Origin of the sequence: Brevibacillus reuszeri (assembly GCF_001187725.1) — a bacterium.
GTDB lineage: Bacteria > Bacillota > Bacilli > Brevibacillales > Brevibacillaceae > Brevibacillus > Brevibacillus reuszeri.
Window position 1 is genome coordinate 173,106 of record NZ_LGIQ01000007.1, and the last position, 15,240, is coordinate 188,345.

Genomic DNA, 15,240 nt, shown 5'->3' on the forward strand with positions numbered 1-15,240 from the left:
GGGAACGTTGGTTCAAAAAAACAGCGGGAGTCTAGGACTTTATTTTCTGGTCCATGGCTACCGCTGTTTTATTGGTAGGGTGTGTCTGACTCTCTAATAAATGAGGCTGTAAATTATTTCTAAATAAAGGCCGTCTATTCTGTGATATTCACGCTATCTTAATTTCGATTATTCCGAAAGTATTTTCCGTGGGCTTTGCAGTTATTAGAGGGAATTCATTAACCTTCTGGGCATACGTGCATAGGCTACAGTGAAAATCGAATTTCGCAGAAGGGGAATCGGGATGCGATATTATTACGGAGAACAAATGCCACTGCGGATTTTGGATGAGGGCGAGTTTTGGAAGCTTCAGGAGGCAGAACATACGGAGGTAATACGGGCGCTTGTACCCAATCTGGAGCCCCAATTTGTTCAGGCTCTGCAAGCTTGGGAACAGGCTTTGTCGCGCACTCAAGCCAAGTTCGTCCAAAAAATCGAAACGGCTGTACGAGGTGGACAGTATCTTCGGCCGGAGTTTTACAAGGACGTGCTGGATCTTGTGAAGTTTGCCTTACAAGAAAGCCAACAATTTATTTTGTTGCTGGATCAGTTGGGTACCGAGAGCGAAGCATTAAAGCATAATCCAACGGCCATCACGGTTTTGAACCACATTCGCCGCGAATCGGAGTATTTTATCGGGATTGCCCAAGCGCTGCTGTACGAGCAGTAGCCTTCGAGAGATTGGTAGAGGACTTTTTCGTGAAATGTACAGGAAGAACAGCTATCTCTTAACATCTTCCTGATTTAATACTTTCACAGCGTTAAAAGTTAAAAGCTTTGAGGAAGGAGGGGAATAAGAAATAGGAAAACACCAAAATAGTGAGAATGGCAAGTCACGGCCAATGAGGAGTATTATACCTCCACCTGGTTGTCCACTAATCTATCCTGGACCACTCCCAGACCCCCCAGACCCACCGGATCCCCCAGACCCACCGGCAACAGGAGCAACAGGAGCAACTGGAGCGACCGGTGCGACTGGAGTAACTGGAGTAACTGGAGTAACTGGAGTAACTGGAGTAACTGGAGCACCAGGAGGAGAGACCGGTGCTACCGGAGAAACCGGAACTACGGGGTCAACTGGTGAGACGGGAGCAACCGGAGTAACGGGAGCAACTGGTATGACGGGTGCAACCGGAGTCACGGGAGCAGCAGGAGTCACGGGAGCAGCAGGAGTCACCGGATCAATAGGAATCACGGGAGCAACCGGAGCAACGGGGTTAACTGGTGAGACGGGATCACCTGGTGTAACGGGAGCAACCGGAGTAACGGGGTTAGCTGGCGAGACAGGAGCAACCGGAGTAACGGGGTCAACTGGTGTAACGGGGTCAACAGGAGCAATGGGGTCAACTGGTGTAACGGGATCAACTGGTGAGACGGGTGCAACCGGAGTCACGGGATCAACTGGTGAAACGGGAGCCACTGGGGTAACGGGATCAACCGGAGCTACGGGGTCAACTGGAGTAACAGGAGTAACCGGAGCCACGGGGTTAACGGGTGAGATGGGAGCAACCGGAATCTCGGGATCAACAGGAGCAACGGGGTTAACTGGTGTAACGGGACCAACCGGAGAAACCGGAGCCGCGGGATCAACTGGTGAGACGGGAGCAACCGGAGCTACGGGATCAACTGGAGCAACGGGGTCAACTGGTGTAACGGGATCAACCGGAACTACGGGGTCAACTGGTGAGACGGGAGCAACTGGTGAGACGGGAGCAACCGGAGTAACGGGAGCAACTGGTATGACGGGTGCAACCGGAGTCACGGGAGCAGCAGGAGTCACCGGATCAATAGGTATCACGGGAGCAACCGGAGCAACGGGGTTAACTGGTGAGACGGGATCACCTGGTGTAACGGGAGCAACCGGAGTAACGGGGTTAGCTGGCGAGACAGGAGCAACCGGAGTAACGGGGTCAACAGGAGCAACGGGGTCAACTGGTGTAACGGGATCAACAGGAGCAACGGGGTCAACTGGAGTAACAGGAGCAACCGGAGTAACGGGATCAACTGGTGAGACGGGTGCAACCGGAGTCACGGGATCAACTGGTGAGACGGGAGCCACCGGGGTAACGGGATCAACCGGAACTACGGGGTCAACGGGTGTTACAGGAGTAACCGGCGCAACGGGGTTAACTGGTGTAACGGGAGCCACCGGAACTACGGGAACAACTGGTGTAACGGGAGCCACCGGAGTAACTGGAGCCACTGGTGCAACGGGGTCAACTGGTGTAACGGGAACAACCGGAACTACGGGATCAACTGGTGTTACAGGAGTAACCGGCGCAACGGGGTTAACTGGTGTAACGGGAGCAACCGGAGCCGCGGGATCAACTGGTATAACGGGAGCAACCGGAGCCGCGGGATCAACTGGTATAACGGGAGCCACCGGAGCCGCGGGGACAACTGGTATGACAGGAGCAACCGGAACCGCGGGGACAACTGGTATTACGGGAGCAACTGGTGTAACGGGAGCCACCGGAGTAACGGGGTCAACTGGTGTGACGGGTGCAACCGGAGCCACGGGAGCAACTGGCGCAACGGGAATAACCGGATTAACGGGGGCCACGGGTCCAAGAGGGGCTATCCAACAGTTTCAGGTATCCGAGAATTCCCCAAATACAACTGGAAGTTCAGCCATTTCCCTTACCACTGTAGCAACAACACTAAAAACGATCACAGTTTCTGGAGTGGCTGCTGGAGAAATTGTTTGGTTAACAGGTATTGTAGGATGGGAGTCGACTGCGGGTACGACAGCTATTCAATTACAAATCCTGCGTGATACTACAACGATTTTTAGCATCAACCAGCATGCAGCTGGTAATAACACATTTGGTACAACGAGTGTTGATCATGTAGATCTAACTCCCGGGACAGGAAATGTTACGTATTCATTAGTTGCATTGACGCTAGTTGGCACAGCCAATGCAATCGGAGCAATTACTTTTACAGGGGCATTGTTAACGTCTTAGAAGTAAAAGCGGCTAATTCACCGAATTGGTCGCTTTTTTAGTTCGTCTTCAATTTTTAATCGATTAGAAATGAAGAAATAATACCAACTTATTTTAGTAACAGCAGTAAAGGTTCGAATTATGGTTTCATACTATAACTATGAATAAACAAATAAATACGAAATATAAGCGTAAACGGAAGCAATGGGAGCAAGAGAGCCAACCGCCGACTGAAACACTGAGGCGGGAATCGTTGTTTAAATCTCTTGGATTTGCTGCAATGGCATCGCTTTTTGTGTCACTTCTTTTAATTGGAATATTTTCGGCTCTGATCCTTTCGATCAAATTCCCCTTCATGGGATGGTTGTCCTTTCTGTCGGGGGATCTGAAAATGCTGGCGATCAATGCTTCAGCTGTGTTCCTGGGCATTTTTTTGTTCATGAGCGGAACAGCGCTATCCGGCTACTTGCGGCCACCGTATTCCATTGTAATGTCGCATGATCGGATTCAATTCTCGAAATGGGGCAGCCTCTACGATGTGGCGTTCGATGAACTGATCGGCGTCGAGCAAAAATTCAGAATCGCACGCTTCCGTTTTTTCTGGTTGCAAGAATACATTCTATATACGCCCGAGCAAGTCATCAAACTGCCGATTAGATATATTGAGGGCCATTATAAAGTGGAGAATCGGTTGTTGCAAATAAATGAACGGCTGAATAATCGGAGATTGGAGGCGCTTGAAGCAACGGCGCAGTTGCAAGCAAGTACAGATTCGTCCATATCCCCCGCGACTCGAATAACACTTACTTACAGCACGATAAAGACCCGGCGGATCGTCGTAGATTATGAGCATAATCGGATTATTTTTTCTGAAAAAAATCAATTGCCCGCAGATCAAATCAGGAAAATCGTCGTAGATTGCAATGCGAGCCTGGAAAACAATGGATGTAGAAAGATCATATTCCAACAGCATGATGGCAGGAACTTTACCACCAAAACGAAAAATTATGCATGCTCGGACGAGGAGTGGTTCACGCTGCTGCAAAATTTGCATATAGCCGCATGGAAGCTGAACATTCCCCTTGAGGTCGATATGCCGCCGAATCGACCGCTTCATATTTTTTCTGTCATCGACTAGAAGGAGAGGGCGTCTTAGGAAAGCAGATCCCATTTAATACGGCTGAAGAATACGCCAATTTTAAAGTACGGTTCGATAAGCCCATTTTGTCGTTTAACTAAAAGGAGAACGATAGCACAAAAACGCAAGGCTGCCTGCATGATCGGCAGCCTGTTCAGCTATAGGGAAGTTTAGCGGAGCGAATGTGAAGGTTTTTCTAAACAGCCAAAGAATTATTAATGGAACAAAAGTAGCCGCAGAGGAAGGGAAATAACCATGACATTTACTGAACTGAAAGGCAATAGAATATCGTTAGTCCCACTTGAACTACAACATGCAAACTCGTTGTTTCAATGCTCAAGGGACGACCGCATTTGGGAGTACCTCCCCAAAAAGATTCATACAATAGAAGATATGCAACAGTTCATCTCTACGGCAATTTTAGGCAGGCAACGTGGAGAAGAGTTCCCATTTTCTGTATTCGATAAACAACTTGGCAAAATAGTTGGAATGACGAGATATTTACGAATCTCATCAAATGACAAAAGTCTTAATATCGGGTGGACGTGGTATTCCCCCGAGGTTTGGAGAACGGCTGTAAACACGGAATGTAAATACCTATTATTAAAGTATGCATTTGAACAATGGAATGCTGTTCGCGTTGAAATAATAACGACCACAAATAATAACCGCTCTCAAAAAGCTATTGAACGGTTGGGGGCAAAAAGGGAAGGGATTTTAAGAAAGAAATATAATGGATTAGATCATGTCTTTTTCAGTATTATTGATGAGGATTGGCATGAAGTTAAAAACCGCCTCGAGGCTTTTTTTGTGCGGTGACTCTGAACGGCTGAACTAAAACCAGCTAATATCTTGTCAATAATTATCTCTATATTCTTTAAAACTCGATGATTTACTAAAGATGCGCATGACAAATATCCTTCCGGAAACTTAGTGGAAGGATTTTCTTTTGTTGATCTTTTTTGGGAGTTAAGCTAAATCAAGAAAAGACCGTTTACTTCTTAATACGGCATAGATCCAATGAAGAAGTTTGTTTACACAGGCTATAACTGCCACTCTGTACGGTTTTCCTTCTTCACGCTTCTAGTCGTAGACTTCCTTTAGTTTTTTATTGCAGGAGCTTCTTAGCCCATCAAAGCTCCACAAGTTACAAGGCGTATCTAAGGTCGTTTGGATCCTCGCTTGTTAATGCGATTGGCTGTTGCTGTGAATTTCCCTGACGAGTATACAATTGGTTCTACTCCTGCATACCCCGGCTGCCATAATGGTACGAATTCTTAAATGAACGAGGTCAACCAGTAAAAACTGGCTGATCTCATAATACGACGGGCTCGATAGTTCAATGGAGCAAAAAGGTTGAAAAGGAGTGGGATATTGAATATGGAATATTTTTAAATATCTCTTTCAAATTCTATGTATTGTCATTTTATTTCCAACTGCTATGTCTCTTATTTATTCGATTAATAGTCCGGTTGCTTCTTCTCAAACGAAGCCATACATACCTGTTGAAACGAGAACTTACACTGTAAACCAGCAAAGAAATAATGATCAGTCTACTTTTGACTTCGATGATGATATTAAGCGTTCATGGTCCATAGGAATAGACCGACTTAAGGTGTCTACCACAGATTATTTACAATTCAATTACTTTGAGACCAATAAGATTACACAAAAAATGGGGGATGAAGAAGCAACCTCATTTAATGATACTTTGCTGGAGTCTTTTATCAGTGTGAGGAAAAAGGGTGACTTAGTTCCTGTAGTTTTAATGAATAAAGAATTAAGTAAGTCAATTTTGGTTTTTCAAGAAAATGAAGGAAAAGGTGGATTTGTAGGCATCAATTGGTAAAAAGGCATGAGTATTCAATTTGACGAGTGGAACAACATGTACATGAGTTGAATTAGTAGATGATGTTATAATCATATCCAATAGGGATTTAAATGAAGGAGACTTATGGATTTGAAATCAAAAATTGTTAAATTCTATGAGTTTGGTAGCCCTAAAGACGTATTAAAGATTGAATATACAAAAATAGAACCACCGAAAGATAATGAAGTACTTGTTCGAATGCTAGCACGCCCAATAAACCCTTCCGACTTAATACCAATAAGAGGTTCTTATTCTCATCGTATTTCTTTACCCAATATCCCCGGTTATGAAGGGGTAGGTATTGTAGAAGATGTAGGACGTCTAGTTCCTCCAAATCTGATTGGTAAACGAGTTTTGCCTTTGCGTGGGGAAGGTACATGGCAAGAATTTGTTAGGACATCTGCTCAATTTGCAGTTCCTATACCTGATTTTATTGATGATTACACAGCTTCGCAGATGTATATAAATCCAATTACGGCGTTAGTGATTTGTACAGAAGTTTTAAAACTAAGTCCGCATGATGTTTTATTGGTCAATGCGTGTGGTTCTTCTATTGGGCATATTTTAGCTCAGTTATCGAGAATTATTGGCTTTCGATTGATTGCGGTTACTAGAAATAACCAATACACAGAGGATTTACTTAATCTGGGTGCCTGGTATGTAATCGATACATCTAAAGACCCACTACATGAAACCGTTATGGAATTAACGAATGGAATTGGTGCTGATGCTGCTATTGATTCTGTTGGAGGTTTATCTGGAACCAATTTAGCTTTTTGTGTACACCCAAATGGGAAATTTTTAACCATTGGACTTTTATCAGGAATACAAGTTAACTGGACAGAAATTATAAATAAGGCAAAAGTAAATGCTACTATGTTTCATTTACGGAATTGGAATGCACAAGTATCGACGGATAAATGGCAAGAAACATTTCGTACTTTGATAACGTTGCTAAGAGATAAAAGATTGAGTTTGATGATGGTCGATTCAATCTTTGACTTGTTAGACGTAGAGAAAGCTATTGATGCTGTCGAAGGTGCTAAAAAAACCAAAGGGAAAGTCTTTTTGACAAGCAGATAAATGTGAAGGTGAAAGGTGGTCTTTAGGCAACAAAAAAAGAGGGGTTCTCCGCCCCTTTTTTCTATTTCCGTCAATACATCTCCGAATGAATTGTCTTTCCTCACCAACACTGAACAGTACCATATCTAAGCCGTAAAAAACGCGTTCGGGGCAACTCCAAAGAAGTCCACCCCTCTCAGAGAGGAGCGCCAGAGGGAACACTTCCGTACGACGCAAAATGACTATGTTCTTCTTCGTTTCGATGATTCTCCATCTACATAACAGCTGAGTCATCATTTCGAGCGGCTGGAGCTTTTGAAACAAGCACGCCCTTGCCTAAGAAGAAGCAGATGACGACGGCGGCTATAGCGAAGGCAAGAGCGAGACCGAACTGATGATGGAAGGCGTTTGTCAGGACTCCCGTCACCTTTTCCCTAATCTCAGGCGCCAAGCCCGGCAGATTTAGATCGTTCACATTGAAATCTGCGTTGCCTCCGGGAAGAACGTCCTTCAGGGCGGTCAAGCCGCTATTCAGCCGCCCGGCCAGCAGACTTCCGAAGGCGCTCATGCCAATGCTGGCGCCGATGCTTTGAAACAGCTGCACAGTGGACTGCGCGACGCCTCGATCCGCTTCTTCTGCGGATTCCTGAATGAGCAGGGTATCCCCGGCCATCAGGGTTCCGTTGCCAATACCAAAAATGAAGAAGCAGAGGGCAGGATAGAAGAAGCTTTGGTCTGGATGGATCCTGAGGGCCATCAGTAATCCCGCAACTGGGAATAGAAACGAAACGCTGAACAATGTACGATAGGGCATGCGGGAAATTAGGTAGCTACATGCTAGTCTGAACGGGAGGGAGCCTGCCATTAACATCAGCGTAAAGTAGCCGGATACCGTTGCCGAGAAGCCCATGGCGATCTGAGCGTAATACGGAAAGGAGGACGCAGTCCCCATCATACCGCACATCACCGTGAACATCAGGAGGGCCATGACGACGATGTTGCGGTTTCGCAAAATGCGAAGGGGAATGATGGGATCCGCGGCACGGCGTTCGACGAGTAGAAACAGAACAAGCAGGACACCGGAAGCACCGAGCAACGTCAGCACCAGCGGAGAGGTCCAGGTCAGGCCATTATTCTCGATTAATACGGGAGTAAGGAGCAAGGACAGGATGGCTCCCATCAGAGTGAGGGCTCCGGCGTAATCCACTGAGCGCGATTCACGGAGTTTTTCTTCATGCAGTCCAATAATCATCAGAAGGGCAGCCAGCGAGCTAACGGGAAGATTGATCAGGAACACCCAGTGCCAGCTAATATGATCCACCACATAGCCGCCGATCATTGGACCAACCAGCTGGGGCAGAATCATCATGATGCCGAACAGTCCTTGCAGCTTGACGCGCTGCTCCAACGTAAAGGTTTCTCCGAAAATGACCATGGCCAGTGGCATCAGACCGCCTGCACCGACCCCTTGGATACCGCGGCCTAGAAGCAAGAGTTCCATCGTGGGAGCAGAGCCGCTCACGAGGGAGCCGAGAATAAAGAGAGTGATACTGATCAGATAAAGTCGTTTGCGTCCGAAGATGTCGGACAGCTTGCCCATGATGGGCATGCAGGCGGCCATCGTCAGCATGTAAATGCCGGCTACCCAGCCGTACAGCGTCATGTCGTGCAGATCCCGGATAATGGTGGGCATCGCCGTCGAAATCACAGTTTCATCGAGCCCCGAAAAGATCATGCCGATCATGAGGGCGATAAAGACAAACATCTTGTTGGTCTGTTTCATGTGCAATCCCCCCGTCAAGATAGTCTAACGGTGTTAGGTTGAGCCTTACAGTGTTAGATGATATCATGGGCCTATGAACCTGTAAAGCATAAACTTACACTGTTAGATAAAAAGGAGGATACCGATGAAGAAGCAGCCGCCTCAGATTTCGGAGGATAAGATATTGGAAGCCTCATGGGAGCTTCTTGGGGAGGAGGGCATCGAGAAATTCAGCATGAGGCGATTGGCCGACCGGCTGGGGATTCAGGCTCCCTCTCTGTACTGGTACTTCAAAAGCAAGCAGAAACTTTACCAGCGTTTGGCTAACCAGGTATCAATAATTATCTTGGAGGAGTTCGACTCTGATGGAAACTGGAAGGATCAGCTGGCGAAGTTTGCGGTAACGATACGAACTGTGCTCTGCCGGTACCCCTGCTCTACGCAGATCATGATGCTGACGCTGCCCCTTGAGCCAGACATCATCCGGTTCACAAACCGTATGCTCCTCTGCGTGGAATCGACTCCACTTGAACAAGAGCAAAAATTACAAGCAGTTTTTACACTTACGAATTATGTCTTGGGATTTGTTCTGGACGATTATCAAGATCAGCTCAATGTCTCGGCTATCCTTACTAAGGACCAGGGTGTACACCCGGGCGGGGAAATAATCCGCCTTTTGGACTCCATGAGCGAGACGGATGCGGGATTGTTCCGGAGGATGTACAAGAGCGGGCTGTACGAGCTGATGGGGACTGACGGAGCGTTTGAGTTCGGCTTGAACGTGATTTTGTTGGGGATTGAGCAGGTGATAAAGGAACAGGAGAAGTAAAAGTAAAAAAAGCTCATCTGGTTGGGCGTGATAGACAGGAGGTAGATACGATGATAAACGGTATTGAAGATGAATTGTCTCTGCACTTGAAGAAGTTTATAACTTCCCCATTTAATGATGACAAGAGAAGATGACAGAGGGAATCAGTTTTTGGAAGCGCTGGTATACCGATCAAAATAAACTCACACAGCGACCTGATGTACCGGCTCATGGTAGTGAGGGATGCGTCGGTAGCAAAATCCTTTTATGAGCAGTTCGAAAGAATGTGGAACGGCACAAAGAACTTTCAATCTGTAAACTACACGATCGCTTAACCAGCTTCTGCTACGCCAACTCAAGCACCGGTTAAACCAGCCAGCCCGACACCAGCTAAAGTACCTTCAAAGGCATGTGAAAAACCGACAATAAAAGGGAACAAAAATTCAAAGATATACCATATCCCTGGCGGACAATCTTACGACAAAAATACAGCAAATATTTAATGGTTCTGCTCTGAAGTAGTTGCTCAAAAGGCAGGATATAAGAAAGCTCAAAAATATAAACTGTCTCAACCAATAATACCTGATCGTAGTGATCCTTGAAATGAAGGTATATACAAAAACAAAACCGCTCTTATTCTGAGCGGTTTTGTTTTTATCTTGCTAGGACAAGGGGAAGCCGAACCTTGCTTCAATGGGTGAAGACCACGGAAACTGCTAAGTACTTGGAGCGGCAGTGAAGAATCCTCCGGCGTAAGGGAATTGGCATGGTATGAAAGGATGATGTGAACTGGGGAGACGCTCCTCTGCAAGGAAAGAAAATTTTTCTAAACCCGTAGCAAAGTCATCTATAAGTCCAAAAGATGAAAGGATTACTAGCACGCACCTACCTAAAATCTAGTAACCTTCACCTGAAATCTAGCGGATTTATTACATGATAGGTTCCTCATATAATGTTTACAAAGTCCAGCGATTACCACGATCACGCTCATCACCACCAGCGGGTGAACATTCAGTTCGGGAAGCCCCAAGAAAAGTACCGGCCAGCAAGGCGGATATAGGTGTCTTGGTAATCGCTATGTTAAAGAAACCGAAGGATAAAACAAACCAGCAAATGCATAACTGCGTTGGTGCTTTCCCGCTTTTATTTTTTTGCTGAATTTCGTAGGCTGAATAAGTGGCTGGAAGCGAAAAACCATCAAAGGAGGATTAGTCAATGAAAGCTACAATATACGGCATCGAGATCGAAGGCACGCCAACGGAAATCGCGGAATTGAAGTTGCGTATTGAAACTTGGATCAAAAAGCAAGCATGCGTGACGAATCCGACTCCATTCAAGGCACCTCCTAGGTGGGTAATATCGGAAACGACAACGACCTCACAGAAATGATCCAGCATTATTTCGTGAAGGGGGAGTATGAATGGCTACTTGGAATCTCGCGAGTAATGACGAATTAAAGGAGATAATCGATGACGATACCATCGACTATACAATACGAAAAGCCAAGCTTTGCGAACTGTTGTCTCGGACGATTGGGGAAAGTATGCAAGAGGCATAGGGGTAAGTGGACGGGAGTGGCGCAGCTCACCGTCGCCATCACTCCGCTCGCTAGGTTCGGACAGACTCTTAATGAATGAACTGGTGGATGTTTGTATTTGATCTTCACTTTCCTAATTTGGATTAACTAAGGGGGGATACACTGTGGAATTGCGCCAGCTTGAATATTTTATTCAAATTTGCAAATCAGGAAGTTTCACCAAAGCTAAAGAAGAATTAGGTGTGACTCAGCCTACACTAAGTCAACAAATGCGGGTTTTGGAAGATGAGTATAATATTCAATTGTTCGATCGGGGAAATAAGGGAGTTGAAGTAACGGAAGCGGGAAAAATTCTCTTGAATAAGGGCAACGCTATTATGAATCTTCTTGAGGAGGCGCGAAATGAAATAAATGGCCGAAACAATAAATCTACAGAAACAATTTCTATTGGATGTTGTCCTACTGAACTTGAATATCTTGCTCCTTACTTTATGAGATTTCACCAAAAGTACCCGAATATTTTATTAAAAATTATCGATGCAGAGGATGCCGAGAATAAAGTTTTGGAACAAAAGGTAGACTTTGGAATTACTGCATATCCAGTTTCTGATGCTTCAGTCATTTCTACTTATTTGTATAGACAAGAAATGGCGCTATTGATTCACTCAGAACATCCTCTGGCCGATAAGTCTTCGATTCCTTTTCGATCTTTGAAGCAAATGAATTCGATCATGTTCAGAGAACAAAACAAATCATTAATTAATATGTATTGTTTCTCTTGGGGCTTTACCTTGAAGTCGATAATAGAAACTTCCTCCACTTCAGTATTGATTCATTGGGTTCGTCATGGACTTGGAGCAGCTCTTATACCAACATCTTTGCTCGAAAGTTTATGGGACGATTCTTTGCGTATTGTCAAATTAGAAGGCCATATTCCTTATTGGGAAATATCTCTTGTATATCATAATACTGTAACTATGAGGTCCACTGCACGCATATTCATTGAAGAGATGAATTCGTATGTAAGAGAGGTTGAGGTGAATCTTTCATGTTCAGGCAATTAGAATGTTTCATTCAAATTTGCAAAGAAGGAAGCTTTACTAAGGCTGCAGAAGTTTTAATGACTACTCAACCTACTTTAAGTCAACAGATTCGTTCTCTAGAGGTAGAAGTTGGAACCCCTTTGTTTGAGAGAGTTGGTAGAGGAGTAAGGATTACAGCTGACGGGGAAATACTTTACGAAAAAGCTCTTTCCGTGATGAGGCTCATTGATGAATCGAAGAAAGAAACTTACGAGTTACGCAATGCTCGGGCAAATAAACTGTCGATAGGCATTTCGCCCATGGACTTTTCTTGTTTAGTACCCCGTTTTTTGAAATTCCATGAACAGTATCCTGACATTACATTAAAATTTGCCAGTGCAGAAAATACATCACAGCAAATATTGAGTAGTAGTATCGATATTGGCATTGCCGACAATTATAATCCAAATAAAGAAATTCATATGATGCACCTGTATAAAGAAGAGCAAGCATTGGTCGTTTATGCGGATCATCCATGGGCAGATCGAACCTTTGTTTTTTTTCATGAGCTAGAAGAATTAGAATCTTCCTTATTCGTTGGGGATATAAGTTTAATCGAGCATCTCCATACATTCAGCGCTAAAATCGCCAAATCCTTGCAATCAAAGTTTGAGTCAACTTCCACGGCAATTCTTCTTTCTATGGTACTACATAAGATGGGGGTAGCTATTTTACCTACTTCTTTAATTGAAAACTTTTCTGGTCAACAATTGAAAATGATTCGTCTCGTCGGTCCAACGCCTGTTCGTGAGATCAAGCTTATTTTTAAAAAGTATCATTACAATAATCCTTCTGTTCAGAAATGTATCGATTTTTTTCTGGAATAATCAAAAAAGTTGGCAGGCCCATCGCAAATCGGGCTGGGATCATTAGCTGAGAGTAGCTTCTAAGCCAGGGAAGGTTTATGCAACGGAGTCGAAAGGCCTGAAAGAGGCGGCAGGGAAGATAGATAGGTATCAGGGTGCTGGATATATAGATATTAGCGATACAATGTATAGAGAGGAAGAAATTGTCGTAATACATCGTACCGGTAGGCGCACTTGATATTTGGAAAGAGCGTTTTACTACGTTGGAGATTATGAATTATAACGAGAACATCATAGCTAACGAAAGCGAGCCCTTGTCATGCTCGCTTATTCGCATTGTCTGCATAGGAAATCTGGCCTACATATAAAGTGAGAGCGGGCTCTTTCCTTCTGCTTGCATTAACTTTTATACTAGAAGGATATATGCAATAATAGGATATTCATTTCACCACTGTACGAGGAGAATTATGAATGGATAAAATGTGTAAATCAGCAAAGCTGTTACTAGCTATGACGGTGTGTTGGGCGTTAGCGGCTTGTTCCGGGAACACTACCAGGTCGGACAATGGGACTGCTGAGGATCGTGCGGTCTCGAAAGCTAATCTTATGAAGGCAAATGGATCTCAAATAAAGCCTTCTTCGGATGAGCCTGCCTGGAAGCTGGACACGACACCGGTCACGTTTGACTGGTATATCAACTTCGATTGGTTCACCGGCAAGTGGGGAGGAAACGTCGTTTCCGACTATATAACGAAGAAGACGGGCGTCAGTTTGAACTTTATCGTGCCTGCTGGCGACGCCAGCGAGAAGCTCAACACGATGATGTCAGCAAGGTCGCTCCCTGACTTCATCACGTTAGGCTGGTACGAGGAAGCCGTGCAGAAGATGATTAATGGAGATATGGTGCTTCCATTGAATGAGCTAGCGGATCAGTATGATCCTTATTTCTTTAAAGTCGCAGACCCCACGAAGCTTAGCTGGTTCACACAGGCTGACGGCAATGTGTATAGCTACCCGAATGCATCTTCATCCCCTGCGGATTATCGAAAATATGGTCAGCTTTTTACGTCTAATCAGACCTTTGTTGTTCGGAAAGACATATATGAAGCACTTGGGAAGCCGGATATGAGCACGCCGGAAGGATTTCTCGGTGCATTGAAGGCTGCGAAGGAGAAGTTTCCGGAAGTGGACGGTCAGCCGCTCATTCCGATCGGCCTGCATGAATTTACAGAAATCGGCAACTATTCGTTGGAATCGTATCTTCAGAACTTCCTTGCCATTCCGCAGCAGAAAAACGGCAAACTGTACGACCGTCGAAGCGATCCAACCTATCTGAAATGGCTAAAAGTGTTCCGCCAAGCGAATGAGGATGGGCTGATGCCGACAGATGTCTTTCTTGATGAAAAACGATGGGAAAAGGATGAAAAAATATCGCAAGGACGGTATTTTGCCATGTTGTATCAGTGGTCTGATTTTTCAGAGATTAACCAAAAGTTGTATCAGAAGGACCCGAATAAGGTGTATATCGCGATTGATGGTCCGGCGAATGATGCGCATGATGCACCAACACTTGCAGGAAATGGCGTCTCCGGTTGGACGGTGACGTTCATTTCGAAGAATGTCAAGGATAAGAAGCGGGCAATTGCCTTCCTCAGCTATTTGCTCAGCGAAGAGGGAAACAAGGATCTGTTCTTAGGAGAGAAGGGCGTTACTTACGATACGATAGACGGCAAAGATCAATTCCTGCCGGAGGTCATGCGTCTCCTCAACACCGACCACCAAGCGTTCGATAGAAAATATGGCGGTTCTTATAAGTACTGGATGCTAATGGATACGAACATGAATCTAGCATGGATGACGGGGATGGATGCTGAGCCTTCCAAACAAATTACCGATTGGACGAGGGGCATGACGATTAGCATGAGCGAGTTCGAAAATCTGGATCCGGACCCGACGACGAAGGAAGGTATTGCGTTTGAAAAAAACACGCGGCTCTGGGCCGAGACGCTGCCGAAGCTGTTGATGTCCAAGTCGGATACTGAATTCGATCAACTGTTCTCCAAATTCATGAAGAGCACAACCGAGGATCCCGAGTATGAATTCATCCGAGCTAGCCGCCAAGCAGCCTATGAACGAAATGTACAGAAGCTGAAGTCGTCGCTTAATCAATAGTTCTATAGAGGAAGCAGCA

Annotated in this window: 14 protein-coding genes and 1 pseudogene; 13 read left to right on the plus strand and 2 right to left on the minus strand. The window is 45.2% G+C overall.

Annotation, left to right across the window (positions count from 1 at the left end):
* The first annotated feature begins 283 nt into the window (after positions 1–283).
* The 4 genes from ADS79_RS10530 (at position 284) to ADS79_RS10545 (ending at position 4,941) form a co-directional block, all read left to right on the plus strand.
* On the plus strand, positions 284–709 hold the full coding sequence (locus ADS79_RS10530; RefSeq protein WP_049738375.1) for a DUF2935 domain-containing protein: 426 nt from the start codon (positions 284–286) through the stop codon (positions 707–709).
* A gap of 172 nt (positions 710–881) precedes the next feature.
* On the plus strand, positions 882–3,005 hold the full coding sequence (locus ADS79_RS10535; RefSeq protein ID WP_152969577.1) for a beta strand repeat-containing protein: 2,124 nt from the start codon (positions 882–884) through the stop codon (positions 3,003–3,005).
* Between the two features lie 370 nt (positions 3,006–3,375).
* Positions 3,376–4,122 carry a hypothetical protein gene (locus tag ADS79_RS10540; RefSeq protein ID WP_236699947.1) on the plus strand — a complete coding sequence of 249 codons (747 nt, stop codon included), beginning with the start codon at positions 3,376–3,378 and terminating at the stop codon, positions 4,120–4,122.
* A 255-nt stretch (positions 4,123–4,377) separates the two neighbouring features.
* Positions 4,378–4,941: a GNAT family N-acetyltransferase gene (locus ADS79_RS10545; RefSeq protein ID WP_049738377.1), complete on the plus strand. Its 564-nt coding sequence runs from the start codon at positions 4,378–4,380 to the stop codon at positions 4,939–4,941.
* A 150-nt stretch (positions 4,942–5,091) separates the two neighbouring features.
* On the opposite strand, the pseudogene ADS79_RS36075 reads toward ADS79_RS10545, so the two are convergent.
* Positions 5,092–5,372: pseudogene (locus ADS79_RS36075) on the minus strand (transposase); the annotation flags it as partial.
* 365 nt (positions 5,373–5,737) lie between these two features.
* On the opposite strand from ADS79_RS36075, the gene ADS79_RS10550 reads away from it, so the two are divergent.
* Both ADS79_RS10550 and ADS79_RS10555 read left to right on the plus strand, forming a co-directional pair.
* Positions 5,738–5,971 carry a hypothetical protein gene (locus tag ADS79_RS10550; RefSeq protein ID WP_049738378.1) on the plus strand — a complete coding sequence of 78 codons (234 nt, stop codon included), beginning with the start codon at positions 5,738–5,740 and terminating at the stop codon, positions 5,969–5,971.
* A 111-nt stretch (positions 5,972–6,082) separates the two neighbouring features.
* A complete protein-coding gene (locus ADS79_RS10555; protein ID WP_141261024.1) occupies positions 6,083–7,075 on the plus strand; it encodes a zinc-dependent alcohol dehydrogenase family protein in 993 nt (330 codons plus the stop codon).
* A gap of 253 nt (positions 7,076–7,328) precedes the next feature.
* On the opposite strand, the gene ADS79_RS10560 is transcribed toward ADS79_RS10555, so the two are convergent.
* Positions 7,329–8,837, minus strand: a complete 1,509-nt coding sequence (locus tag ADS79_RS10560; protein WP_049738380.1) for an MFS transporter — start codon at positions 8,835–8,837, stop codon at positions 7,329–7,331.
* 124 nt (positions 8,838–8,961) lie between these two features.
* Here ADS79_RS10560 and ADS79_RS10565 point away from each other — a divergent pair, with 124 nt between their 5' ends.
* From ADS79_RS10565 to ADS79_RS10580, 7 genes are all read left to right on the plus strand, one after another.
* Positions 8,962–9,645, plus strand: coding sequence for a TetR/AcrR family transcriptional regulator (locus ADS79_RS10565; RefSeq protein WP_049738381.1), 684 nt, complete (start codon positions 8,962–8,964; stop codon positions 9,643–9,645).
* 404 nt (positions 9,646–10,049) lie between these two features.
* Positions 10,050–10,127 (plus strand): sunset domain-containing protein, encoded by a 78-nt coding sequence (locus tag ADS79_RS36840; protein ID WP_457912072.1) that lies wholly within the window; start codon positions 10,050–10,052, stop codon positions 10,125–10,127.
* A 712-nt stretch (positions 10,128–10,839) separates the two neighbouring features.
* A complete protein-coding gene (locus ADS79_RS35265; RefSeq protein WP_161807276.1) occupies positions 10,840–11,013 on the plus strand; it encodes a hypothetical protein in 174 nt (57 codons plus the stop codon).
* 31 nt (positions 11,014–11,044) lie between these two features.
* A complete protein-coding gene (locus ADS79_RS35270) occupies positions 11,045–11,182 on the plus strand; it encodes a hypothetical protein (RefSeq protein ID WP_161807277.1) in 138 nt (45 codons plus the stop codon).
* Between the two features lie 143 nt (positions 11,183–11,325).
* Entirely contained in the window at positions 11,326–12,225 is a 900-nt protein-coding gene (locus tag ADS79_RS10570; RefSeq protein WP_049738382.1) for a LysR family transcriptional regulator, read from the plus strand.
* A complete protein-coding gene (locus ADS79_RS10575) occupies positions 12,210–13,070 on the plus strand; it encodes a LysR family transcriptional regulator (protein WP_049738383.1) in 861 nt (286 codons plus the stop codon). Before ADS79_RS10570 ends, ADS79_RS10575 begins: the two co-directional genes overlap by 16 nt.
* A gap of 450 nt (positions 13,071–13,520) precedes the next feature.
* Entirely contained in the window at positions 13,521–15,221 is a 1,701-nt protein-coding gene (locus tag ADS79_RS10580; RefSeq protein WP_049738384.1) for an extracellular solute-binding protein, read from the plus strand.
* Positions 15,222–15,240 lie beyond the last annotated feature (19 nt).